This is a genomic window from Falsarthrobacter nasiphocae (assembly GCF_031456275.1).
Taxonomy (GTDB): Bacteria; Actinomycetota; Actinomycetes; order Actinomycetales; family Micrococcaceae; genus Falsarthrobacter; species Falsarthrobacter nasiphocae.
In genome coordinates this window covers 1,216,295-1,237,975 of sequence record NZ_JAVDUI010000001.1, presented here as the reverse complement: position 1 = coordinate 1,237,975, position 21,681 = coordinate 1,216,295, and the positions used below count along the sequence as shown (strand labels likewise).

20 protein-coding genes are annotated in these 21,681 nt (G+C 71.0%); 13 read left to right on the top strand and 7 right to left on the bottom strand.

What is annotated here, in order from left to right; all coding sequences use genetic code 11:
• The first annotated feature begins 185 nt into the window (after nt 1-185).
• The 3 genes from purB to J2S35_RS05565 all read left to right on the top strand — a co-directional run bounded on the left by purB (nt 186) and on the right by J2S35_RS05565 (nt 2,775).
• Nucleotides 186-1,610 (top strand): adenylosuccinate lyase, encoded by a 1,425-nt coding sequence (gene purB / locus J2S35_RS05575; RefSeq protein WP_309850755.1) that lies wholly within the window; start codon nt 186-188, stop codon nt 1,608-1,610.
• Between the two features lie 169 nt (nt 1,611-1,779).
• On the top strand, nt 1,780-2,400 hold the full coding sequence (locus tag J2S35_RS05570; RefSeq protein WP_309850752.1) for a thymidine kinase: 621 nt from the start codon (nt 1,780-1,782) through the stop codon (nt 2,398-2,400).
• Nucleotides 2,401-2,466: 66 nt separating this feature from the next.
• Nucleotides 2,467-2,775, top strand: a complete 309-nt coding sequence (locus J2S35_RS05565) for a hypothetical protein (RefSeq protein WP_309850750.1) — start codon at nt 2,467-2,469, stop codon at nt 2,773-2,775.
• Here J2S35_RS05565 and J2S35_RS05560 read toward each other — a convergent pair.
• Complete coding sequence (locus J2S35_RS05560; RefSeq protein WP_309850747.1) at nt 2,772-3,827, bottom strand: ornithine cyclodeaminase family protein; 1,056 nt, start codon at nt 3,825-3,827, stop codon at nt 2,772-2,774. The genes J2S35_RS05565 and J2S35_RS05560 overlap by 4 nt on opposite strands.
• A 188-nt stretch (nt 3,828-4,015) precedes the next feature.
• Between J2S35_RS05560 and J2S35_RS05555 the strand changes: the two genes are divergently transcribed.
• Both J2S35_RS05555 and J2S35_RS05550 read left to right on the top strand, forming a co-directional pair.
• Nucleotides 4,016-4,753 carry a response regulator transcription factor gene (locus J2S35_RS05555; RefSeq protein WP_309850744.1) on the top strand — a complete coding sequence of 246 codons (738 nt, stop codon included), beginning with the start codon at nt 4,016-4,018 and terminating at the stop codon, nt 4,751-4,753.
• Nucleotides 4,750-6,189, top strand: a complete 1,440-nt coding sequence (locus tag J2S35_RS05550) for a sensor histidine kinase (protein ID WP_309850741.1) — start codon at nt 4,750-4,752, stop codon at nt 6,187-6,189. The genes J2S35_RS05555 and J2S35_RS05550 overlap by 4 nt, the downstream gene beginning before the upstream one ends.
• Nucleotides 6,190-6,217: 28 nt before the next feature.
• Here J2S35_RS05550 and J2S35_RS05545 read toward each other — a convergent pair whose 3' ends face one another.
• Entirely contained in the window at nt 6,218-6,895 is a 678-nt protein-coding gene (locus tag J2S35_RS05545) for a CE1759 family FMN reductase (protein ID WP_309850737.1), read from the bottom strand.
• Nucleotides 6,896-7,088: 193 nt separating this feature from the next.
• Here J2S35_RS05545 and J2S35_RS05540 point away from each other — a divergent pair, with 193 nt between their 5' ends.
• From J2S35_RS05540 to J2S35_RS05525, 4 genes are all read left to right on the top strand, one after another.
• Complete coding sequence (locus J2S35_RS05540; protein WP_309850735.1) at nt 7,089-7,349, top strand: GlsB/YeaQ/YmgE family stress response membrane protein; 261 nt, start codon at nt 7,089-7,091, stop codon at nt 7,347-7,349.
• A 158-nt stretch (nt 7,350-7,507) separates the two neighbouring features.
• The gene (locus tag J2S35_RS05535; RefSeq protein ID WP_309850734.1) at nt 7,508-7,852 is read left to right on the top strand and encodes a metal-sensitive transcriptional regulator; all 345 of its coding nucleotides are present in this window, start codon (nt 7,508-7,510) and stop codon (nt 7,850-7,852) included.
• Between the two features lie 86 nt (nt 7,853-7,938).
• Nucleotides 7,939-8,163, top strand: a complete 225-nt coding sequence (locus J2S35_RS05530) for a heavy-metal-associated domain-containing protein (protein WP_309850732.1) — start codon at nt 7,939-7,941, stop codon at nt 8,161-8,163.
• A gap of 4 nt (nt 8,164-8,167) precedes the next feature.
• Nucleotides 8,168-10,378, top strand: a complete 2,211-nt coding sequence (locus J2S35_RS05525) for a heavy metal translocating P-type ATPase (RefSeq protein WP_309850731.1) — start codon at nt 8,168-8,170, stop codon at nt 10,376-10,378.
• Here the strand turns inward: J2S35_RS05525 and J2S35_RS05520 are convergent.
• The 3 genes from J2S35_RS05520 to J2S35_RS05510 all read right to left on the bottom strand — a co-directional run bounded on the left by J2S35_RS05520 (nt 10,375) and on the right by J2S35_RS05510 (nt 13,186).
• On the bottom strand, nt 10,375-10,851 hold the full coding sequence (locus J2S35_RS05520) for a hypothetical protein (RefSeq protein ID WP_309850730.1): 477 nt from the start codon (nt 10,849-10,851) through the stop codon (nt 10,375-10,377). The genes J2S35_RS05525 and J2S35_RS05520 overlap by 4 nt on opposite strands.
• Nucleotides 10,852-10,994: 143 nt before the next feature.
• Complete coding sequence (locus J2S35_RS05515) at nt 10,995-12,353, bottom strand: MATE family efflux transporter (protein WP_309850728.1); 1,359 nt, start codon at nt 12,351-12,353, stop codon at nt 10,995-10,997.
• A complete protein-coding gene (locus tag J2S35_RS05510; RefSeq protein ID WP_309850726.1) occupies nt 12,350-13,186 on the bottom strand; it encodes a CPBP family intramembrane glutamic endopeptidase in 837 nt (278 codons plus the stop codon). Before J2S35_RS05510 ends, J2S35_RS05515 begins: the two co-directional genes overlap by 4 nt.
• 124 nt (nt 13,187-13,310) lie before the next feature.
• Between J2S35_RS05510 and J2S35_RS05505 the strand changes: the two genes are divergently transcribed.
• The 3 genes from J2S35_RS05505 to lysX all read left to right on the top strand — a co-directional run bounded on the left by J2S35_RS05505 (nt 13,311) and on the right by lysX (nt 17,917).
• Nucleotides 13,311-13,772 (top strand): SRPBCC family protein, encoded by a 462-nt coding sequence (locus J2S35_RS05505; RefSeq protein ID WP_309850723.1) that lies wholly within the window; start codon nt 13,311-13,313, stop codon nt 13,770-13,772.
• A gap of 143 nt (nt 13,773-13,915) precedes the next feature.
• Nucleotides 13,916-14,590 carry a DNA-3-methyladenine glycosylase I gene (locus J2S35_RS05500; protein ID WP_309850718.1) on the top strand — a complete coding sequence of 225 codons (675 nt, stop codon included), beginning with the start codon at nt 13,916-13,918 and terminating at the stop codon, nt 14,588-14,590.
• A gap of 12 nt (nt 14,591-14,602) precedes the next feature.
• Nucleotides 14,603-17,917 carry a bifunctional lysylphosphatidylglycerol synthetase/lysine--tRNA ligase LysX gene (gene lysX, locus J2S35_RS05495; protein WP_309850715.1) on the top strand — a complete coding sequence of 1,105 codons (3,315 nt, stop codon included), beginning with the start codon at nt 14,603-14,605 and terminating at the stop codon, nt 17,915-17,917.
• Nucleotides 17,918-17,990: 73 nt separating this feature from the next.
• On the opposite strand, the gene J2S35_RS05490 is transcribed toward lysX, so the two are convergent.
• Together J2S35_RS05490 and J2S35_RS05485 are read right to left on the bottom strand one after the other, a co-directional pair.
• Nucleotides 17,991-18,920, bottom strand: a complete 930-nt coding sequence (locus J2S35_RS05490; RefSeq protein WP_309850712.1) for a GNAT family N-acetyltransferase — start codon at nt 18,918-18,920, stop codon at nt 17,991-17,993.
• 170 nt (nt 18,921-19,090) lie between these two features.
• The gene (locus J2S35_RS05485) at nt 19,091-20,002 is read right to left on the bottom strand and encodes a VOC family protein (RefSeq protein WP_380083736.1); all 912 of its coding nucleotides are present in this window, start codon (nt 20,000-20,002) and stop codon (nt 19,091-19,093) included.
• Nucleotides 20,003-20,153: 151 nt separating this feature from the next.
• Between J2S35_RS05485 and J2S35_RS05480 the strand changes: the two genes are divergently transcribed.
• The gene (locus tag J2S35_RS05480; RefSeq protein WP_309850709.1) at nt 20,154-21,653 is read left to right on the top strand and encodes a long-chain-fatty-acid--CoA ligase; all 1,500 of its coding nucleotides are present in this window, start codon (nt 20,154-20,156) and stop codon (nt 21,651-21,653) included.
• The last annotated feature ends 28 nt before the right edge of the window (nt 21,654-21,681 follow it).

Below are 21,681 nucleotides of genomic sequence, written 5' to 3'. Positions count from 1 at the left end.
GTCTCCCCCGCGCCCTCCTGCGCGGTCCATGGCAGAGACCGTACGGGGGTTCCGGCCCGCGCGTGCCGGGCTGCGCGCAAACGTGGATATCTCTCGGCTCCGGCGTCAGGACGGGCGGCAACGCCGTCGTCGGCCACTGCAGCCGCGCCCCCGCAGACCAGGGCACGCCGTGGGAGAATGGGGCCATGCCTGAGTACTCCGACGCACAGCTCACGTCCACGGGGCGCGCCTCGCTCGCCTCCTCCTCCCTGGCCCTCGGCCCCCTCGACGGGCGCTACCGGCCGCAGACCGCGCCCCTCGTGGACTACCTCTCCGAGGCGGCCCTCAACCGAGACCGCGTGCATGTCGAGGTCGAGTGGCTCATCCACCTCTGCGAGAAGCGCGTCCTCCCCGGCCTCGAGCCGCTGACCGAGGATCAGGTCGCCGGGCTGCGGCGCATCGTCACCGAGTTCGACGAAAGCTCCGTGGCCGAGCTCGCCGAGACCGAGGCCGTCACGGTCCACGACGTCAAGGCAGTCGAGTACTTCATCGGTGACCGCCTCGAGGGCCTGGGCCTTGCCCGTCTGCGCCCCCTCGTCCACTTCGCGTGCACCTCCGAGGACATCAACAACCTCGCCTACGCCCTGGGCGTGCGGGACGCCGTCCAGCAGGTCTGGCTGCCGGCGGCACGCGGCGTCGTCGAGCAGATCCGCGAGCTGGCCACCGCGCAGGCGGACACGCCGATGCTCTCCCGCACGCACGGCCAGCCCGCCACCCCCACGACCCTCGGCAAGGAGCTCGCCGTCACGGCCCGCCGCCTCGAGCGCCAGCTGGAGCGGATCGGCCGCCAGGAGTTCCTCGGCAAGATCAACGGCGCCACGGGCACCTACGCCGCCCACGTGACCGCGGCCCCGGCCGTGGACTGGCAGGAGATCTCCCGGACGTTCGTCGAGGGCCTCGGCCTCACGTGGAACCCGCTGACCACGCAGATCGAGTCGCACGACTGGCAGGCGGAGCTCTACGCGGACGTCGCGCGGTTCAACCGCATCCTCCACAACTTCTGCACGGACGTGTGGAGCTACATCTCCATCGGCTACTTCAAGCAGATCCCCGTCGCCGGCGCCACGGGCTCCTCGACCATGCCGCACAAGGTCAACCCGATCCGCTTCGAGAACGCCGAGGCCAACCTTGAGCTCTCCTGCGCGGTGCTCGACTCGCTCGCCTCGACCCTCGTCACGAGCCGCTGGCAGCGGGACCTCACGGACTCCTCGGCGCAGCGCAACATCGGCATCGGGTTCGGGCACTCCCTCCTGGCGCTGAGCAACGTGGCCAAGGGCCTGCGCCAGCTGGATGTCAACGTGGAGGCTCTGCGCGCGGACCTCGACACCAACTGGGAGGTCCTCGGCGAGGCCATTCAGACGGTCATGCGCGCCGAGGCCATCGCGGGCGTTGCCGGCATGGAGAACCCGTACGAGCGCCTCAAGGAGCTCACTCGCGGACACCGCGTCGACGCGGCCCGCATGCAGGAGTTCGTCAAGGGCCTCGGCCTGAGCGAGGCGGCCGAGCGGCGTCTTCTCGAGCTCACGCCGGAGGGGTACACGGGCGTCGCCTCGCAGCTCGTTGGCCATTAGCACGGGAGGCAGTGACACGCCCACCCCTATTACGCTACGCTGAGAGAGCGTAATAGCCCTGAAGCCCCCTCGCCCCGCACCGTCCCGCACGGCGAGGGGGCTTCACACGTCCCCAGCTCACCGCTCCCGGCCGGGCCTGCACCCCGCCGCCCCTGCAAGAATGGATCCCATGGCCAAACTGTATTTTCGCTACGGCGCCATGAACTCCGGCAAGACCACGGCGCTCCTGCAGGCGGCCTTCAACTATGAAGAGCGCGGCCAGCGCGTGCTCCTCGCCAAGCCGAGCATCGATTCCAAGGGCGAGGGAGACCTCGTCTCTCGCCTCGGCGTCACCCGTCCCGTTGACGTCCTCATCGGGGCCGACGACGACGCCCGGGCCCTTTTCCACGCGGCCAATCGAGGCAGCGAGTCCCTCGTGCCCGAGCTGCCGCTTGCGGACGTGGCGTGCTTGCTCGTCGACGAGGCGCAGTTCCTCACGGAGGACCAGGTGGACGACCTTCTGAGGATCGCCGTCCTCGACGACGTCCCCGTCCTGGCCTACGGCATCCGCACCGACTTCCAGACCCGGGCGTTCCCCGGCGCAGCCCGCCTTCTGGAGATCGCGCACACGCTCGAGGAGCTCAAGACCATCTGCCGCTGCGGGCGCAAGGCCGTCTTCAACGGGAGGAAGATCGGCGAGACGTTCATCTTCGACGGAGACCAGGTCGCGATCGACGGCGAGGCCGTCACGTACGAGTCCCTCTGCGCCACGTGCTACCTCACCGAGTCCGGGGGCCGCCTCGCCTCCTGACGCCGCCCGGGCCTGGGCCGGTTGCTAAACTCGTGCCATCTTTCCGCCTCGACGAATGGACCAGCCATGTCTGACAGCCAGCTTGCCAACACCGTGTATGACGCCCGCATCGAGAGCGCCGAGGGCAACGTCATCCGCCGCGCGGGCGAGTGGCTCGTCGCTGCTGCGGAGATGTTCTTCGGGGGCACGGGCGTGGACGCGCGGCAGGCCGAGGTCGTCGTGCGCCGCCGCTCGGACGACGAGGCCGTCCTCCGCACCGAGCCCGGCTCCTTCGAGGAGGCCGAGGCCGAGTGCGACGACCTCGAGCGCGTCCTCGCCCAGATGACGGCGGCCGAGTTCGAGGACGCGTACCTCTCCCGCAGGGGCGAGGCCTAGACCCAGCCCCCCGCAGCCGTCTCCTCCCCCAGGCCGCGGACGACCTCCGCCGCGAGGGCGAGGTCCTCCCACGGCATGCCCGTCGTCGTGAAGACGCCCGGGCGCGCGAATCCGCGGCGCTCGAAGAGCGTCATCTCGGCCAGGGTCACGAGGCTGTACTGGCTGACGATGACCTCGTTCTCGAGCCCCTGGATGACCTCGCCCGACTCCCGCGTGGCCGTGGACCGCGACTCCACGAGGACTTCCGCACGGCCCATGAGGGTGTCGTCGAGCTCCCGGGCCTCCGGTGTGTGGGCGCCCACGGCGATGACGACCGCCTGGTCGCTGACCCACTCCCCCCGGAAGAGGGGCTCCGTGGCCGCCGTGCAGGTCACGATGAGATCCGCGCGGCGCACCTCCGGCTCAAGCGGAGAGCCCAGCGGGCCCTCGTCCATCGTGACGGCGCGCGAGGGCACACCGAGCTCCGCCCGGATCCGCGCCGCGAGCGCCTCGGCCTTGCCGTACGAGCGGCCGGCGACGACGATCTCGCCGAGCGAGAAGAGCGCCGCAAACGTGCGAGCGTGCTCCCAGGCCTGGACGCCCGTGCCGATGATGAGCATGCGCAGGGCTTCCTCCCGCGCCTCGGGGCTCAAGAGCATCTCGGCGCCGAGGGCCGAGACGGCGGGCGTGCGCACGCTGGTCAGGGCCGCGCCGTCGAGCACAGCAACGGGGGCCTGCTGAGGGCCCCCGAAGAACTGATACGTGCCCTGGATGACGGGCGCGCCGAGCACCCCGTTGGCGGGCGTGAGCGTGAGAATCTTGACACCGGAGCAGACGTACCCGTCCCGGAGCGTGAGGGAGGACGGCATGTAGAGCAGGGAGCCGCCGGGCGTGTCCACGCGGCCGCGCGGGGCGTCCGTCTCGGGGGAGAACCCGCTGTCCAGGACGGCGCGCAGCGCTGCCACGGCGCGCTCCGGTGCAAGGCTCGCTCGGATCTCAGCCGCTCCTACCCAGCGCGGCTCGGCCTGGACGGGAGACGCGACGCTCCGGGGGATGCTCCTCTTCCCTCGCATGTGCAAGTCCTTCCGGTTCTGACACCCAACTCGTGGTGAGGCGAACACACGTACTCTATTCTGAAGGCTACCGGAGCGTAAAAGCCAGTACCCACAAGCTGTCATATACGTCCTCCGCCGCCAGCTTCACAGCCCAGGCACAGAGCCGCCCCAGCTCCTCCCCACCGCCCCCACGGAAGATCGAAGCTATGTCCTCACGTTTCTCCCCCGCCCAGCTCCCCCGCCTCGAACACCCGGACGGCACCCCCGTCCGCGTCCTCGTGGCCGACGACGAACCGAACCTGACCGAGCTCCTCAACATGGGCCTCGGCATGCAGGGCTGGTCCGTCAGGACGGCCTCGAACGGCGACGAGGCCGTCGCGGCCGCCCGCGACTTCCGCCCCGACCTCTGCATCCTGGACCGCATGATGCCAGGCCTCTCCGGGGTGGAGGCCCTCGCGAAGATCCGCACGTTCGCCCCCGGCGTCCCCGCCCTCTTCCTCACAGCGAAGGACAGCGTGGAGGACCGCATCGAGGGGCTCGCGGCCGGCGGGGACGACTACGTGACCAAACCGTTCTCGCTTGAGGAGGTCGTCCTGCGCGCGCACCGGCTCGTCCAGCGCTCCGGTGTCATCGCGGCGGACGACTCCCAGCTCGTCGTCGGAGACCTCCGGATGGACCTCGACTCCCGCGAGGTCAGCCGGGCCGGGGAGGAGATTCAGCTGACCGCCACGGAGTTCGACCTGCTGCGGTACCTCATGGAGAACCCGCGCCGCGTCATCTCCAAGGCGAAGATCCTCGACACGGTGTGGAACTACGACTTCGGCGGACAGGTCAACATCGTCGAGCTCTACGTGAGCTACCTCCGCAAGAAGATCGACGCGGGCCGCGAGCCCATGATCCACACCGTCCGCGGCGCAGGGTACGTCCTCAAGCCGGCCACGTGAGGCGCGCGCTCTCCCTCCGCGTCACGCTCACCATCACGGTCGTCATGCTCCTGACCGCCGTGGTGGCGGCCCTTGGATTCTTCACGCACGCCCTCATGGAGCGCTCGCTCCTGCGGCAGGCCGACGAGCAGCTCAGGGCTTCGTCGTCCCGGGCGGCGCACTACCGGGACTCGCCCCCGCCGTCGGCCGCTGACGCGAGCGCCCCGGACCCCCTCAACGCCCCGGGGCAAGGGCCGGGCACCCTCCAGGCCCTCGTGACCTCGGGAACCGTGGTCCGCGGGCAGATCATCGACGCGAAGACGGGCAACCGGGAGGCCCTGAGCGCGGAGGACGCGAGCGCGCTCAAGACCATCGCTGCGAGCGCGAGGCCGACCACGGTGACCCTCTCGGCCGGGAAGTACCGCGTCCAGGCGGTGGCCGTCTCTGACGGCCAGAGCCTCGTGACGGGCCTGCCGCTGGCCGCGACGGAGCGCTCCCTGAAGAACCTGACGATCATCATCCTCGGCGTGGGCGGCGCGGCCGTGCTCACGGGCGGGGTCCTGGGCGCGGTGGTCGTGCGCCAGCGGCTTCGTCCGCTCGAGCGGCTCGCGGATGTGGCCGACGACGTCTCCCGTCTCCCCCTGGACGCCGGTGAGGTCCGGCTGGCCGCACGGGTCGAGGACGGCGACGCCCGGGCGGGGACCGAGGTCGGCGCGGTCGGCGTCGCGCTCAACCGCATGCTCGACTCGGTGGAGGGAGCGCTCGAGGCCCGCCAGGCCTCGGAGATGAAGGTCCGCCAGTTCGTGGCGGATGCGAGCCACGAGCTGCGCAACCCTCTCGCGGCCATCCGCGGATACTCCGAGCTCCTCGCCGCCACGGAACAGCTCTCCGAGGACGGGTTCCGCTCGCTGGGCCGCGTTCAGGCCCAGGCGCGCCGGATGGGGACCCTCGTGGAGGACCTCCTCCTCCTGGCCCGGCTCGACGAGGGCAGTCCCGTCTCCGTGACGGAGGTCGACGTGACGCGCATGGTCCTCGAGTCCGTCAACGACTTCCGCGTGGCGGCGCCGGACCACGCCTGGCGGCTGGACCTCGGCGAGGAGCCCGCGGTGGTGCGGGCGGACGAGCGCCAGGTCCAGCAGGCGCTGACGAACCTCCTCTCGAACGCCCGCAAGCACACGGCACCCGGCACGGAGATCACGACGGGCGCACGGATCACCCCCGACGGCGAGTGGGTGGTGCTCAGCGTCACGGACAACGGCGAGGGGATCGCGAGCGACTTCGTGCCGCACATCTTCGAGCGCTTCACGCGCGCGGACCAGGCCCGCTCCGGCTCTGACGGGACCACGGGGCTCGGCCTGTCCATCGTGGACGCGGTGGCGCGCAGCCACGGCGGGTCTGTGGGCGTCGAGTCGAGGCCCGGGCGCACCCGCTTCGAGGTGCGGCTGCCCGTGCGCTAAGCCCAGGCCGTCAGGCCCGGCGCGCGCCTCACCCCTCAGCCCCCTTCGGGGAGGCCCCGACCTGCGCGGCGGGGTCCACGAACGGGTCGGCGTCGAGCGCCGCCTGGACGGCGTTCTCGGTCAGGCCGACGGCGGCCACAGCCTGCTGGCCCCTGCCGAAGCCCACGCCCACGCTCAGCTGGCCTACAAGCTCCCGGGCGGCGCGATCCACGCGCTGCTGCAGGGCGTCGTCGGCCCAGTCCTCCGGTGCCGCAAAGACCGCGGTGGGCAGGACGAGGGCCTTGAGGTAGCTGAAGAGAGGGCGCAGGTGATGCTCGATCATGAGGCTGTGGCGCCCCGAGCCGCCCGTGGCGGCGAGGAGGGTCGGCAGGCCCGCGATGGCACCGTCCACGGTCAGGTCCCAGAAGCTCTTGAAGAGGCCGGAGTAGCTGGCCTTGAAGGTCGGGGAGCCGACGACGAGGGCGTCGGCCGTGACGAGGTCGTCCACCGCGTCCTTGAGGGGCCCGCCCGTCAGGCCCGTCAGCTGGCCCTCTCCGAGCTCCCGCGCGTAGTCCCGCAGGTCGACGATGCGGGGCTCCACCGTGAGGCCGCGCTCGGCGGCCTGACGCACGACCGAGTCGACGAGCAGGTCGATGAGGCGACGCGTGGAGGAGTCTCGGCTGAGGCCTCCGCTCACCGCAACGATGGTTCGGGCAGTGGTGTCCATGCGGTCGTCGTCTCCCTTGGTTGTCCAGCGTCGCGCGGCAGGCCGCGTGCCTTCAATCCTAAGGGCGGCCCCCAAACCTACGCGCGCGTAGAAACTTCTCACGTGACTTTGCTTTGCCTACCTGCATACAATGGACTGTCCCCCACGCGCTGAGACATAGCTACGTGCGTGAATCTTGCTAAGGAGCACAATCATGAACTTCCTCGTCTGGCTCATTGTCGGCCTCGTCGCTGGCGCTCTCGCCAAGCTCATCATGCCCGGCAAGCAGGGTGGCGGTTTCCTCGCCACGATGATCCTCGGCGTGATCGGCGCTTTTGTCGGCGGTTTCATCGGCAGCGCCATCTTCAACATCAACACGAACTCCGGCTTCAACATGGCCACGCTTTTCTGGGCCGTCATCGGCTCGCTCATCGTGTCCTTCGCCTGGGGCGCGTTCCAGCGCCGCAAGGGCTGATTCACGCAGCCCCTTCGGCGGCTGCTGCCTGACGGCAGCCCAGTGACCGCCGCAGCCTGAAGAGGCCCGTCCCGCACGCCGCGGGGCGGGCCTCTTTCGTGTGCCCGGCGGCACCAGCCCCCTTGACCCATACCCCAGGGGGGTATAGGATCACTGCCATGATCCCCCCGCATGACACCCACCCCACAGCGGCCCCGGGCCCCGTGGAGTCCGCAGAGGCACCCGCGCCCGACGCCCCTGGCTACAGCGGGGACAAGAAGGCGCTGCTCGCCCGCCTCAAACGCATCGAGGGGCAGGTCCGCGGCATCCGCCGAATGATCGAGGAGGACGAATACTGCATTGACGTGCTGACGCAGGTCAACGCCGCAGACTCGGCACTGCGCGGGGTCAGCATCAAACTCCTCGAAAAGCACGTCGGCCATTGCGTGGCCCACGCTGAAGGTCAGGAATTGGACGCCAAGGTGGAAGAGGTCATCACGACCATTTCCCGCCTCGTCCGCTGAAAGCCCCTCGGCGCAGGCCGTGCCGGGGGTCAAAAATTGCACGATTGCCTAACCAAGAGGCAAATCCACCGACCGAAGGAGACATCATGTCGAACACCACCACCGTGCTCGTCGAGGGAATGACGTGCGGGCACTGCGCCACGGCCGTCACCGAGGAGCTCACCTCCATCGAGGCGGTCACCGACGTCGCCGTTGAGCTGGCCGAGGACGGCCCCAGCCGCGTGACTGTCACCTCGAGCGCCCCCGTCAGCCCCGCCGAGATCTCCGAGGCCGTCGCGGAGGCCGGGTACAGCGTCGTGGGCGAGGCCTGAGGACGTGACTGACTCGCGCGTTCTCGAGCTCAATATCGGCGGCATGACGTGCGCCTCGTGCGTCCGCCGCGTCGAGAAGCGCCTCAGCGCCGTGGAGGGGGTGGAGGCCTCCGTCAACCTCCCCCTCCACTCCGCCACCGTCACGGCCCCCGAGTCCGTTGACACCCAGGAGCTCATCGCGGCCGTCGAGCGGGCCGGCTACTCGGCCTCCCTCGCCTCTGCGGAGTCCGCCCCTGAGCACGACGACGCCGGCTCGCGCCGCCTCGTCCCCCGCCTCGTCGTGGCCGCCGTTCTCACGCTCCCGGTGGTCCTCCTCAGCATGGTTCCCGCACTGGCCTTCCCGGGCAGCGCATGGGTCGTCGCAGCTCTGTCCACTCCCGTGGCCACCTGGGCCGCCTGGCCGTTCCACAAGGCCGCGGCCGTCAACGCCCGGCACGGCGGCGCCACGATGGACACGCTCGTGTCCCTCGGCGTAGCGGCCGCCTGGATCTCCTCCCTCGTGGGGCTCGTCCTCCACGGCGATGCGTCCGCGAGCTCCGGCCACGGGGCCGGACACGGCGGGCCAGCCCTGTACTTCGAGAGCGCGGCAGTCATCGTGACGTTCCTCCTCCTGGGGCGCATCCTTGAGGCGCGGGCCACGCGCTCTGCCTCCGCGGCCCTGGCCGCCCTGCGGGACGCCTCGCCCCGGACGGCGCTGCTCCTCGAGCGGGAGGGGATGCCTCTGCCCGAGCCCGCCCCGGTGGCCTCGGCCAGCCTGCGCACTGGGGACCTGGTCCAGGTCCGCCCCGGCGACCTCGTCCCCGCGGACGGCACCGTGGAATCGGGCACGCTCAGCCTCGACACGTCCTCCATGACGGGCGAGTCCGTCCCGCGCTCCGCTCGCCCGGGGGACGAGGCCCATGCGGGCGCCGTCGTCCTCGACGGCTCAGCGCGCCTGCGGGCCCAGGCGGTCGGCGCGGAGACCCGCCTTGCGCGCATGAGCCGCCTCGTCGCGGACGCGCAGACCAAGAAGGCGAGGATCGCGCGCCTCGCGGACCGCGTCTCTGGCGTGTTCGTACCCGTAGTCGTAGTCCTGGCTGTCCTGACGTTCGCCGCCTGGTGGGTCGTCACTGGCTCGCCGGCCGAGGCCCTCGGCCCCGCCGTGGCCGTCCTCGTCATCGCGTGCCCGTGCGCCCTGGGGCTCGCCACCCCGGTGGGGCTCGTGGCCGGAAGCGGGCGCGGCGCCGAGCTCGGGATCTTCATCTCTGGCCCGCAGGCGCTCGAGCGGGCCTCGGGACTCAAGGCTGTCGTCTTCGACAAGACCGGCACCCTGACCACCGGGCGGATGTCGGTGTCGAGCACGTGGGGGGACCCTGAGGCGCTGCGACTCGCGGCGGCCCTCGAGCGGGAGTCGACCCACCCCATCGCCCAGGCCATCGCCGCCTGGACCCCCGGCCCTGCGCCCCAGCAGGACGCAGCGGCGCTGGCCGTCGAGGACATGGCGCTCCTCGCGGACGGCGGCGTGCGCGGATGCGTCGAGGGGCGCGAGGTCCTCGCAGGCTCGCCCCGGGCGCTCCGCTCGGCGGGGATCGACGTCCCCGAGGGCGCCTTCGCGGACGCGGGGCTGACGGGCGGGGAGACCCTCGCCGCGGTGGCCGTGGATGGACGCCTCGCAGCCCTCTTCGCGGTCTCCGACGCCCCTCGCGAGGATGCCGCCGAGACCGTGGCCCAGCTGACCCGGGACGGCCTGGCGGTCTACATGCTCACGGGTGACCACGCGGGGGCCGCCCGCAGCGTGGCCAACGCCGTCGGCATTGAGGAAGGCCGTGTGCGCGCCGGGCTCCTGCCGGAGGACAAGGTGCGGGAGATTGAGCGGATCCGCGCGGAGCACGGCAGCGTGGTCATGGTGGGCGACGGGCTCAACGACGCGGCTGCACTCGCGACCGCGGACCTCGGCATCAGCCTCACCACCGGCACGGATGCTGCCCAAGGCGCCGCCGACATGACCATCCTCGCCGACCGGCTCGGCACCGTGGTCACCGCGCTCGCGCTGGCGCGCCGGACCCTGCGGACCATCCGCACGAACCTGGGGTGGGCGTTCGCCTACAACGTCATCGGCATTCCAATTGCCGCGCTGGGGCTGCTCAGCCCCATGTTCGCGGGCATGGCCATGGCGGCCTCGAGCGTGCTCGTCGTGGCCAACTCCCTCCGGCTCCGCCGGTGGGAGGGGCGCTAGGCGCGGCTCGAGCCGCCGCGCTCGAGGTCCTCGGGCTCAGCGGCCGAGGGATGGCCCGCGGCGGCGGCGGCCTCCGCTGCGGCGTCCTCGGAGCCGGCGGGGTGCTGTGCGGCGGCTGCGTCGTCGTCCGCAGCAGGCCGGGAGGCCTGAGGCTTGCGCGGATCCGGCACGTTCATGGCCCCGCCGGGGATGTCCGCGGACCGGCGGTTGATGCCGGAGCCCTGGCCCAGCTCGGGGTCATTCGGCTTCTCCACCATCTGAAGCATGGCGGCCACCACGAGCGAGGCGATGAACGCGATGCCGAAGCCGATGGCCCCCACGTCCACGCGCAGCGGGTGGTCCGAGCCCCCGGTCATGGCGAGCATGGAGACCCAGCCCGCCACGGCGCCCGCGCAGGTGGCAAAGAGCAACGGGATCTTGACGGCGTCTCGCTTGTACCAAGGGGTCTGCACGCGGAGGGGCTCCTCTGTCACGAATTCACGGTGGGCGGGGGTCAAACCCCGATTCTACGCGGTCAGCCTTGGGCCCGGCCGAGTGCGTCGGTCTGCGGTGTCACGCCGCGTCGAATGGCCGTCGGCCCACACAGCGGCCTACGCGGCGACCCAGCCCGGGCGGGTCAGTCCGCGCCGAGGCGCACCCACGCCCCCGTGCGGGCCCTCACCCACAGGGTCGCGGCCCTCGCCGCCATGAAGCCCACGGACCAGGCGGCCCAGAGCCACGCAAGTTCCGCCGTCGGCATCTGACGCGCCCCCGGCGGAAACGCGAGCCCCACCCCGGCGAGGCACGCCGCGTACACCGCGAGCGTGGCGATGGACACGAGCGCGAGGTACTTGAGATCCGAGGCCCCGATGAGCACGCCGTCCAGGACGAACACCACCGCCGCGAGCGGCTGCGAGGCCGCCAGAACGAGGACCGCCGCCGTGACCGCCGGGGCGATCTGCGCCTGGCCGAACCACCCGGCCACGAACGGCGAGCACGCGGCCAACACGGCCCCCGCTGCGAGGCCCACGCCCACTCCCCACCGCAGCATGATCTTCAGGAACACGAGGACGCGCTCGGCGTTCGAGGCGCCGAGCTCACGGGCGATGAGCGTCTGCGCGGCGATGGCAATCGCGTCCAGCGCCAGCGAGAGAAGCATGAAGAGCCCCTGGATGATCTGGTGGCCGGCGGCCGCCTCCGGCCCCCATCCGGTGACGACGACGAGGGCCGCGAGAATCGCCGCGCGCATCGTCACGCTCCGCAGCACGAGCCACACGCCCGCGCCCGCGTTGGCCCGGACGCCCGGGAGAGTGGGGATGAAGGAGACCCCCTCGCGGACCATGCGCCGCCCCAGCACGAGACCCAGCGTCACCGCCATGCCCCACTGGACGAGCGAGGTGCCGAGGCCGGAGCCCAACACGCCGAGCCCCAGGCCGTAGATGAAGAGGGCGTTGACGCCCACGTTGGCCACCGCGCCCGCCACCGCCACGCGCAGCGGGGTCTTCGCGTCTCCGAGGCCGCGGAAGACCCCCGTCAGCGCGAACATGGCGAGCATGCCCGTCAGGCCAGGGAGGGAGCCGTGGATGTACTCGGCCGCGTAGGGCGCCATCGCGCCCCGGGCGCCGAGGGCCTCCGCGAGGGCTGGGCCCGCGAACGCCCCCGCGGCCGTGAGGGCCAGGCCGAGGCCAAGGGCCAGGGCCACACCGTCCCTGCCGACGCCCAGGGCCTCCCGCATGCGGCCCGCGCCCACGAGCCGGGAGACCCGCGGCGTGGTGCCGTAGGCGAGGAAGACGAGCAGGCCGAGGGCGGTCTGGATGATCGTGGAGGCGACGCCCGTGCCGCCGAGCTGGGCGGCCCCGAGGTGGCCGATCATGGCGGTGTCGGCGAGGACGAAGAGCGGCTCGGCGACGAGGGCGCCCAGGGCCGGAACGGCGAGAACGAGAAGCTCGCGGCTGACGCCCGCGCGGTCAGGGCGCGGCCCCCGGGCGCGGATCACGTCGGCAGATTCGAGGGCAGGACGTAGATCAAGGACAGCGCCATGAGGTTGTGCAGCGCGTGAATGATGGTGGAGTACACGAAGCTCTTGCCGGAGAGGATGTAGATCGTGCCGAACGTGAGACCCATGACGAGGTACGGCACGAGCGTCAGCGGGTTCTCCGGCCAGCCCGCGAGCGCGTGCAGGAGCGTGAATGCCACGGAGGAGATCCCAAGGCAGACCCACTGGTTGACGCGCCGGGAGAGCTTGCCGATGAGCAGGTTCCGGAAGATGTACTCCTCGACGAGCGGCGCGCAGAGGACGGTGGAGATGGCCATGAGGGCGAACGGCTGCGCCTTGGCCATCTCGGTCAGGCCGGTCTGGTTCGCGGACTCCGCCACGCCGCCGGTCAGGGCCGTGACGATCGCGGAGGCGACCGTCAGGACGATGAGGTTGCCGAAGAAGAAGACGGGGACGAGGCCCCACTTCAGGCCCGGGTGGTCCGTGAAGGTCCGGGCCGCGCGGGCCACATCCTTGCGCACGGCGACGAGGAGGATGAGCGTCACGATGACGTAGATGGACGTCTGTGCCGCCGCTTGGGTCACGGGGTCCTTGAAGTCCAGCGGGTGGCCGGCGGCGCTGAGCGCGGCCACAACCACGATGAGCGGCACGGGCAGGATCATCGTGAAGACATAGGCGGCAACCACGACCCAGTCGCGGCCGCCGAATGGCAGCGTCCACGGCGGGCCGTCCACGCGGTCCATGTCGGCTACGGGCGTGAGCGCGGCCGGCGGGACGGGAGCCCACTCCCCCGTGGGGAGGAATCTGCCGCGTGAAGCGTGAGGTTCAGGCATGCAGTCAAGTCTAGGCGGTGGGCCTCCAGGGCGGCCGAGCCCAGGGGATTAGGCTGGGACGGCGGGAATGGGCCACCGCGCCGCCTCAGAGAACGGCCCCACACGCGCACGAGGGAGACACCGCATGAGCCACCCCGAAGGCTTCGGAGAGTTCGAGACCGGACACACCGTCGAGGCCCCCATCGAGAAGGTCTACGAGGCCTTCATGACGACCGAGGGGCTCGCCGCCTGGTTCGGTCCGGCCGGCTGGAGCGTGCCCGCCGAGTCCGTGGCGATTGAGCCGCGCGAGGGCGGGGCGTATCGCCTGACGATGGTCAACGACGAGGACGCGGAGCAGTCCTCCCCCGTGACGGCTGTCATCGACGAGCTCCGCGCGCCGGAGTACATCCGCGCCACCGACTCCGCGTACGCGGCCCTGGGCTTCCCCCAGGACGTCGTCATGGAGACCGTGCTGACACGGGTCGAGGGCGGCACGAGCATCGTCATCCGCCAGGCGCCCCTTCCCCTCGCGGTCTTCGAGCCCGCCTCGGCCGGCTGGGCCTCCTCCTTCCAGAAGCTGGACGCGCACCTTTCGCGCCAGGCCTAGCCGGGTGCCCCTCCCCTGCCCCAGCGGGCGACGACGGGGCCGCGGGGACTTATCCACGTTCTGCCGGGGCACGGCGCGCACGCTGCTCCCCCGCGCCTACAGTGGCAGTCCATCGGCCGCGTGGCGCCGGGAGAGGAGAGACCATGACGGAGGACACCGTGATTGAGGACATCGTGATCGGCGGGGACGGCCTCGCGCGCCCGGCGTGGGCCGCGACGGACCCGCTCATGAGGGAGTACTACGACACCGAGTGGGGCATGCCCGTGCACGGGGAGGCCGCGATGTTCGAGCGTCTCGCCCTCGAGGGCTTCCAGGCGGGCCTGTCCTGGGCCACAGTTCTGCGCAAGCGCCCGGCGTTCCGGCGGGAGTTCGCGGGCTTCGTGCCGGAGGCGGTGGCGGAGTTCGGCGCGGCCGACGTCGAGCGCCTCATGGGGTGCGCGGACATCATCCGCAACCGCCAGAAGATCGAGGCGACCATCTCCAACGCCGCAGCCGTCATCCGCCTGCGGGAGAAGGGCGGCCTGGAGCGGTTCGTGTGGTCGTTCCAGCCCGCGGAGGGGCTTGCGCCCGCGAGCTTCGAGGAGGTCCCGTCCCAGAGCCCGGAGTCACGCGCGCTTTCCGCCGCGCTCAAGAAGGAGGGGTTCCGGTTCGTGGGCCCGACGACGATGTTCGCCCTCATGGAGGCAGTCGGCGTGGTGGACACACACCTTGTGGGCTCGCACCGCCGCGGCGCGTCTGGCGTGTGGGTGCTGGACGAGCACGGGCGTGCCGTGCTCGCCCCAAAGGTCGCCCCTGGAGCTCCTCCCAGCGACGGCTAATAACATGACCTTGTGACCAAACAGCTCGACCGTGCTCAGGGATGCACCCCGCCCGCTCGCTCCCACGAGGCGGTGGCCCGTGTCGTCATCGCTGTGTACGCGGTGGCGGCGTTCATCTCGGTCTTCGTCCTGCTCTCTCGTGGGGGACGGCGGCCGGGCGGCAGCTCGTTCCTCGAGGACCTGTTCGGCTCCCTCAACGTGCCGTTGGCCTCGACGCCCCTCTCCGTCATCGTTCTGTGGATCATCTGGGGTGCGCTCGCCCGCCGCAAGCGGATTGCGCTCATCGCGGTCATCGTCCTCCAGATCTCCGGCGGCCTGTTGTCGCTCGCAGCACTCGTGTCCCTCCTCCAGCACGGCAGGGGTCAGGAGGGGGCCCCGGGTCCGCTCGCCCTCTTCACAGTGGTTCAGTCCATCAGCGGCGTGGTGCTCGGCATCGTCATGCCCTTCGTGCTCTACCGCTGCCGGGCGGCCTTCCCCGCGAAGATCCGCTCGCGGCTGTGGATGCGCGCCGTCGCGATCACGCTGACGGGCTTCGTCGTCGCGCTCGGCCTCTCAGCCTTCCTCCTCACGCTGACCCAGGTTCCGGGGCTCAACGACTCCGAGCTCTTCGCCGCCGCCCTCAAACGGGCGCTCGGCCTGGAGGTCGCCCGCCTGCCCCGCGAGGCCGTGCGCACGGTCTACGCGATCTCACAGCTGACCTCGATGCTCCTGGCCGGGAGCATCTGCGCCGGCCTGTACGTGCTGCTGCGGCCGAGCAGCCGCTCGGAGGCCGAAGACCCGAGCGCCGAGGAGCGCCTGCGGGAGCAGATGCTCCACATGGACCGCCCGGACTCCCTCTCGTACTTCGCCACCCGCCGGGACAAGCGGATCTTCACGTCTTCGGACGGGAAGGCGAGCCTCGCGTACCGCATCATCGGCCCTGTGTGCCTCGTCGCGGCGGACCCCGTGGGCGATCGCGCCTCCTGGCCGGCCCTGGCCCGCGAGTGGATGAGCACCTGCCGCGCCTATGGGTGGGTTCCGGCGGTCATCGGTGCCTCGGAGGAAGCTGCCCGCGCGTACCTCGAGACGGGCCTGAGCGTCTTCGCCCTCGGAGACGAGGCCATTCTCAAGCCCGACTCCTTCACCCTCAACACAGAGGCCATGACCAGCGTCCGTCAGGCCGTCGGGCGAGCCCGCCGGGCGGGCCTCGACGTCGGCATCCACCGCATGGGGGACCTCCCTGCGGACCAGCGCGAGACCCTCGCCGCCACGGTGGAGGACTGGCGCACTGAGCGGGAGCGGGGCTTCTCCATGGCGCTCGGCCGGTTCAACGACCCGGCGGACCAGGACACGGTCGTCGTCCTCGCGCACACCGCAGACGGCGAGCTTCACGGCCTCCTCAGCTTTGTGCCGTGGGGAACGCGCGGCCTCTCGCTCGACCTCATGCTCCGCCGCCCAGGGGCGCCGAACGGCACGACCGAGCTCATGGTCGCCGAGCTCATGGCCTTCGGCCGCGCCCAGGGCGTCTCAAAAGTCTCTCTCAACTTCGCCGTGTTCCGCGCGATCTTCGCGGACGGGGAACGCCTCGGCGCGGGCCTGGCCACCCGCGTCAACACGGGCCTGCTCGGCGTCCTCAACCGGTTCACCCAGGTGGAGAGCCTCTACCGGGCCAACGCGAAGTTCCACCCCGAGTGGTCCCCGCGCTACTTCCTCTTCGACGGAATCTTCTCGCTCCCCCGGGCCGCCGTGGCCGCGGGCGTCGCCGAGGGCTTCCTCCCGGAGCTGCCGTGGGCTCGCCCGGCCCGCCGCGCGCCGCTGTGCCAGGAGGCGCTCGACCGCCTTCGGGGTCAGTCCCTCATGCTGCGCCGCCCCCGCGTCGACGAGGTGACGCATGTGCCCTCGAGCCACACTCGCCTGCGCCTCGCCCAGGCCACGCGCCTCATGCGGGAGGGCATGCCGCCCTTCCCGCTCGGCGCCCAAGAGACGATCGCCCTCCACGACCTCACCCAGGCCGACTGGACCTCCGGCGCCCCGCTCAGCGTCTACGGGCGCGCGGCGTCCGTCCGCCGCCACGGCGGGGTCATCTTCGTGGACCTCGTGGACTCCGGGGCTCGTCTGCAGGTGGTTGCTGAGCGCGGGTCCAGCCAGGACTTCACCGCCCTGAGGGTGGGGCTCGGCACCGGGGACCTCATCCTCGTCCGGGGCGTGCCCGGCGCCTCCCGCAACGGCACACCGTCCCTTATTCTCTCCTCGTGGAGCATGGCCGCCAAGGCCTTCCACCCCATCCCGTTCCAGGGCATGACGGACCCGGAGGCGCGCCTGCGCCGGCGGTCCACGGAGCTTCTCACCAACCCGGACCAGGTCGCCAGGTTGCGGCTGCGCTCCCGGGCCGTCCATGCGCTGCGCGAGGTGCTCATCGGCGAGGGGTTCATCGAGGTTGAGACCCCCATGCTCAACACCGTCCACGGCGGCGCCTCGGCCCGCCCGTTCCGGACCTTCATCAACGCCTACAGCATGGACCTCACGCTGCGGATCGCCCCGGAGCTCCAGCTCAAGCGCCTCCTCGTCGGCGGCCTGGGACCGGTCTTCGAGATCGGCCGCAACTTCCGCAATGAGGGCGCGGACGCCACCCACAACCCCGAGTTCACGGCCCTGGAGGCCTACCAGCCCTTCGGCGACTACACGACGATGCGCCTGCTCACCGAGAAGCTCATCAAGCGCGCGGCCTTCGACGCGCACGGGGCCGTGGCTCTGCCGCTGCGCCAAGAGGACGGGACCACGGCCCTCACGGACGTCTCCGAGCCGTGGGCCGTGGTGAGCGTCGTGGACGCCGTCTCTGAGGCGGTCGGCGTGCCCGTGGGCCTGGACACGGAGATCGAGGTGCTCCTGGACCTCTGCCGCCGCCACGAGGTGGACTACCGCCCTGACATGGGTCCCGGAGCGCTCATCGAGGAGCTCTACGGGGAGATCGTGGAGCCCGCCACGATCCGGCCCACCTTCTACGTGGACTTCCCCGTGGAGACGAGCCCCCTCGCGGGCCCCCATCGCACCAAGGCGGGCTTCGCCGAGCGCTGGGACCTCGTGGCGAACGGCATGGAGATCGGCACCGCCTACTCCGAGCTGACGGACCCCGTCGAGCAGCGCCGCCGCCTCACGGAGCAGTCCCTCAAGGCCGCTCACGGCGATCCCGAGGCCATGGCGGTGGACGAGGACTTCCTCTACTCCCTCGAGACGGGCATGCCCCCGGCGGGTGGGCTCGGGATCGGCGTGGACCGGCTCATCATGCTGCTCACCGGCACCAACATCCGGGACGTGCTCACGTTCCCGTTCGTGCGGCCCCTCAGCTAGGGCCTGCCTTCCACTTGCGGCTGTCCTGTCATGGCGATACGCGCCCGGCAGCGAGAGCGCGTGCGGAGATGGGTTAGCGTTCGAGGTCGATTCGTGTCTCGACGCATTGGTAGCCGGCCCGCTCGAACGCCGCTGCCATGGGTGTGTTCACGGCATCTGTAGTTGCAGTGATCCTCTCCGCTCCGGACGCGGCATGGAAAGCGGTGATGAATCCGAGGAGATCATCGACGTATCCGTGCCCACGGTGTTCTGGCAAGACCGCCACATAGCCGACATTGCGATTCGTCGGCGTTGCCGAAGGGATGGCAATCCCCACGATGGCGCCGCGCTTGTCACGCGCGAGGCGCCACCAGTCCCGATCGCCGGGGCAGGAGCGGTAATAGCCCACCTCTTCTCGCGCCAAGCTCAGCGCATCGGTGGTGGCCAGTTCGCGTCGGGTCATGACGTCGAGGGAGCCGTGCGCGGCGCGGGCGAAGAGACTGATGAACGTATCGTCATCAGCTGGCTCGAACCGCAGCCGCGGGCTGGGCGAGGTTACGGGTGTTCCTTGAACCCACTCGAACTGCCGCCGCTCGTTGTGGTGACCGAGGCCGACGCCTGCGGCTTCCACGATCTTCGTGTGCACCTCCTCGGCCACGGCGGCGGCGTCTCGCCACGCGACGGGGACACGCATGGTGTGCGGCAACGGAACAGGGACGCCGCGAGCTGCCAGAATGGCGTGGCCGCGCTCCAGGAGTGCACGGAGGACCTTTGCCGCCTCGGCGTGGCCGGCCATGACATCCCACACGTCCAGTGCTATGGGAGTCTGGTGGTCACGCCCCCACCACAAAGCTCGGCCGATGACTTGGCCAGTATCGTCGATGGCGACCTGTGACCACTGAGGCTGCAGACGCCCGGCAGCGATCTCTGTCTCGATCTGGACGGATGTCATCCCAGTCCCGGACGCGGTCGCCATGGTGGCGGCTTCGTGCAGCAGCTCTGGTGTGGGTGTCTCGATCCTCATGCCTCAAGATCATTGCTGACCCCCTGGATCGAGCGCAACGGAATTTCATGGCTACCTAGGGAAAACTGCCAAGCGCAGCCACACTCGCACCGCCGGACGGCACGAACGGCTCGCCCCCCACTCGGCGTCCGACAGTACCCGAGTCCGCAGCATGGCCCCCGCCGACCCGGCTACGCGCGAGCGAGCAGCGTCCCCGCATCCGCGCCCGGCACCGAGACCCGGACCCGCGTTCCCCACGGGTCCGCCACGGCGACGCTCGCGCCGTCGTCCTCGAAGCCCACGGACCGCGAGCGCAGCCGGGCCGCCAGGGCGTCCAGGTCCTCGCGGCCGGGCACCTCGATGCTCACCGAGCCGAGCCCGAGGCTCGCCGCCCGCGGCCCGGCCCCGCGCGAGTTCCACGTGTTCATGGCCACGTGGTGGTGGTAGCCGCCCGCGGAGGCGAAGAGGGCTGTGGGGATCTGGGAGTTGGCGATGTCGAACCCGAGGGCGTTGACGTAGAAGTCCCGGGCCTTGGGGATGTCGCCGACCTGGAGGTGGACGTGGCCCACGCTGCCAGCGGAGGTGGGCCGGGCGGCTGCGCCGTCGTCGGCCAGATGCCGCCGAAGGTAGGCGGAAGGATCCAGCGCGAGGGTGGCCATGCGGATCTCCCCGCCCTCGCGGGTCCACTGGGCGCGCGGGCGGTCCCAGTAGAGCTCCACGCCGTTGCCCTCGGGATCGGTGAAGTAGAACGCCTCGCTGACAAGGTGGTCCGCGGCGCCGGCGAAGCGCGTCTGGGGGTGGCCGCTGGCCCGCAGAACAGTCGCGGCGAGGTCCGCCTGGGACTCGAAGAGGAACGCGGTGTGGAAGAGGCCCGCGGATCGGGGGCTCCACGCGGGGAGTCCGGGCGTCTCGTCGAGGCGGATCATGGGCGTGGCGCCCCGGCCCAGGACGCGGCTGCGGACGCCGCCGGACTCGCGCTCCTCGAGGGGCTCCAGGAGGAAGGCGCGCTCGTAGTAGGACGCCATGGCCGGCAGGTCCCCGACGTTGAGGGTGACGGCGCCCATGCGCGCATCCGGGTGGAGGGTCTGCTCGGGCGTGTTCACATGTCCTTCTTCTGGGTGGAGTGGGGCGGGGCGCTCCCCTCTGAAACCGTTTCACCAGCCGAAATATTCTCCGGACGACGAGCCCCAAGGGTGAGATGGACCACATAGACTGGCCCCACGCGCCGTACGGCGCCCCACGACAGGAGTTCCGATGACCAACCTCGCCACCCACCTCCTCGAGACCGCAGCCCGCCTCCCCGACGCACGTGCGCTCACCCTGGACGAGCACACGGTGACCTACGCCGAGTTCGCCCAGCGGGCCCGCGCTGTGGCCGACGACCTCATCGCCAAAGGCCTCACCCCCGGGGACCGCGTGGGGCTCATCCTCCCCAACGTGCCCGCGTACGGCATCTACTTCTACGGGATCCAGCTGGCGGGCCTCGTGGCCGTGCCCATGAACCCGCTCCTCAAGGCCCGCGAGATCCACTACCACCTCGAGAACTCCGGCAGCCGGGCCGTCTTCACACTGGGGGCCACGGCGGACGAGGTGCGTTCCGGGGCCGGGGAAGCGGAGGTGATCGAGGTGGACCCCCTCGGCGCTTCGCTCGCCTCACGCGAGCCGGCCCTCGCAGACGCGGTGGAGCGGGCCGACGACGACGACTGCGTCATCCTCTACACCTCCGGCACGACGGGCCGGCCCAAGGGCGCACGCCTGACCCACTGGAACATGCGCTCGAACGCCCTGGTCGGCCAGAAGGACCTCCTCCTCATCACAGAGAAGGACGTCGTCATGGGCTGCCTGCCGCTGTTCCATGTCTTCGGGCTGACGTGCGGGCTGAACGCGTGCATCCTCGGCGGCGCCGAACTCACCCTCCTGCCCCGGTTCGACTCCGCGAAGGCCCTCGAGATGCTCGAGCGGGACAAGGTGACCCTCTTCGAGGGCGTCCCCACGATGTACCAGGGGCTGCTCGCGGCGGCGGCAGCCGCCCGGAGCGGGTCCGGCATGCCTGACGTGTCCTCCCTGCGCGCCGCGATCTCCGGCGGCTCCGCCATGCCGCTAGAGGTCATGCGGCACTTCGAGGAGGCGTTCGACTGCCTCATTCTCGAGGGCTACGGCCTCTCCGAGACGGCGCCCATCGCCACGTTCAACCTCATGACCGGCGAGCGCCGCCCCGGCACCGTGGGCGCGGCCGTGCCCGGGGTCGAGGTGCGGATCCTCGACGACATGGGCGGCGAGCTGCCCCGCGGCGAGTCCGGCGAGGTCGCCGTGCGAGGGGACAACGTCATGAAGGGCTACTGGGAGAACCCCGAGGCCACGGCGGCGGCCATCCCGGACGGCTGGTTCCGCACGGGGGACATCGGGACGATGGACGAGGACGGGTTCGTCACGATCGTTGACCGCAAGAAGGACATGATCCTCCACGGTGGATACAACGTGTACCCCCGCGAGGTGGAGGAGGTCCTCTACGAGCACCCGGCCATCGCGGAGGCGGCCGTCGTCGGCATCCCGGATGAGACGTACGGCGAGAACGTGGCCGCAGCGGTCAGCCTCACCCCAGGGTCCACGGTGACACCGGAGGAGATCCGGGCGTTTGTGGCCGAGCGGCTCGCGGCGTACAAGAAGCCGGCGGTGGTGTGGATTCTCGACGGCCTCCCCAAGGGGCCCACGGGCAAGATCCTGCGGCGGGAGATCAGGGCCTCCCACAGCTGATCTGGCCCGGCGGCTGGCGCGCCCGTGA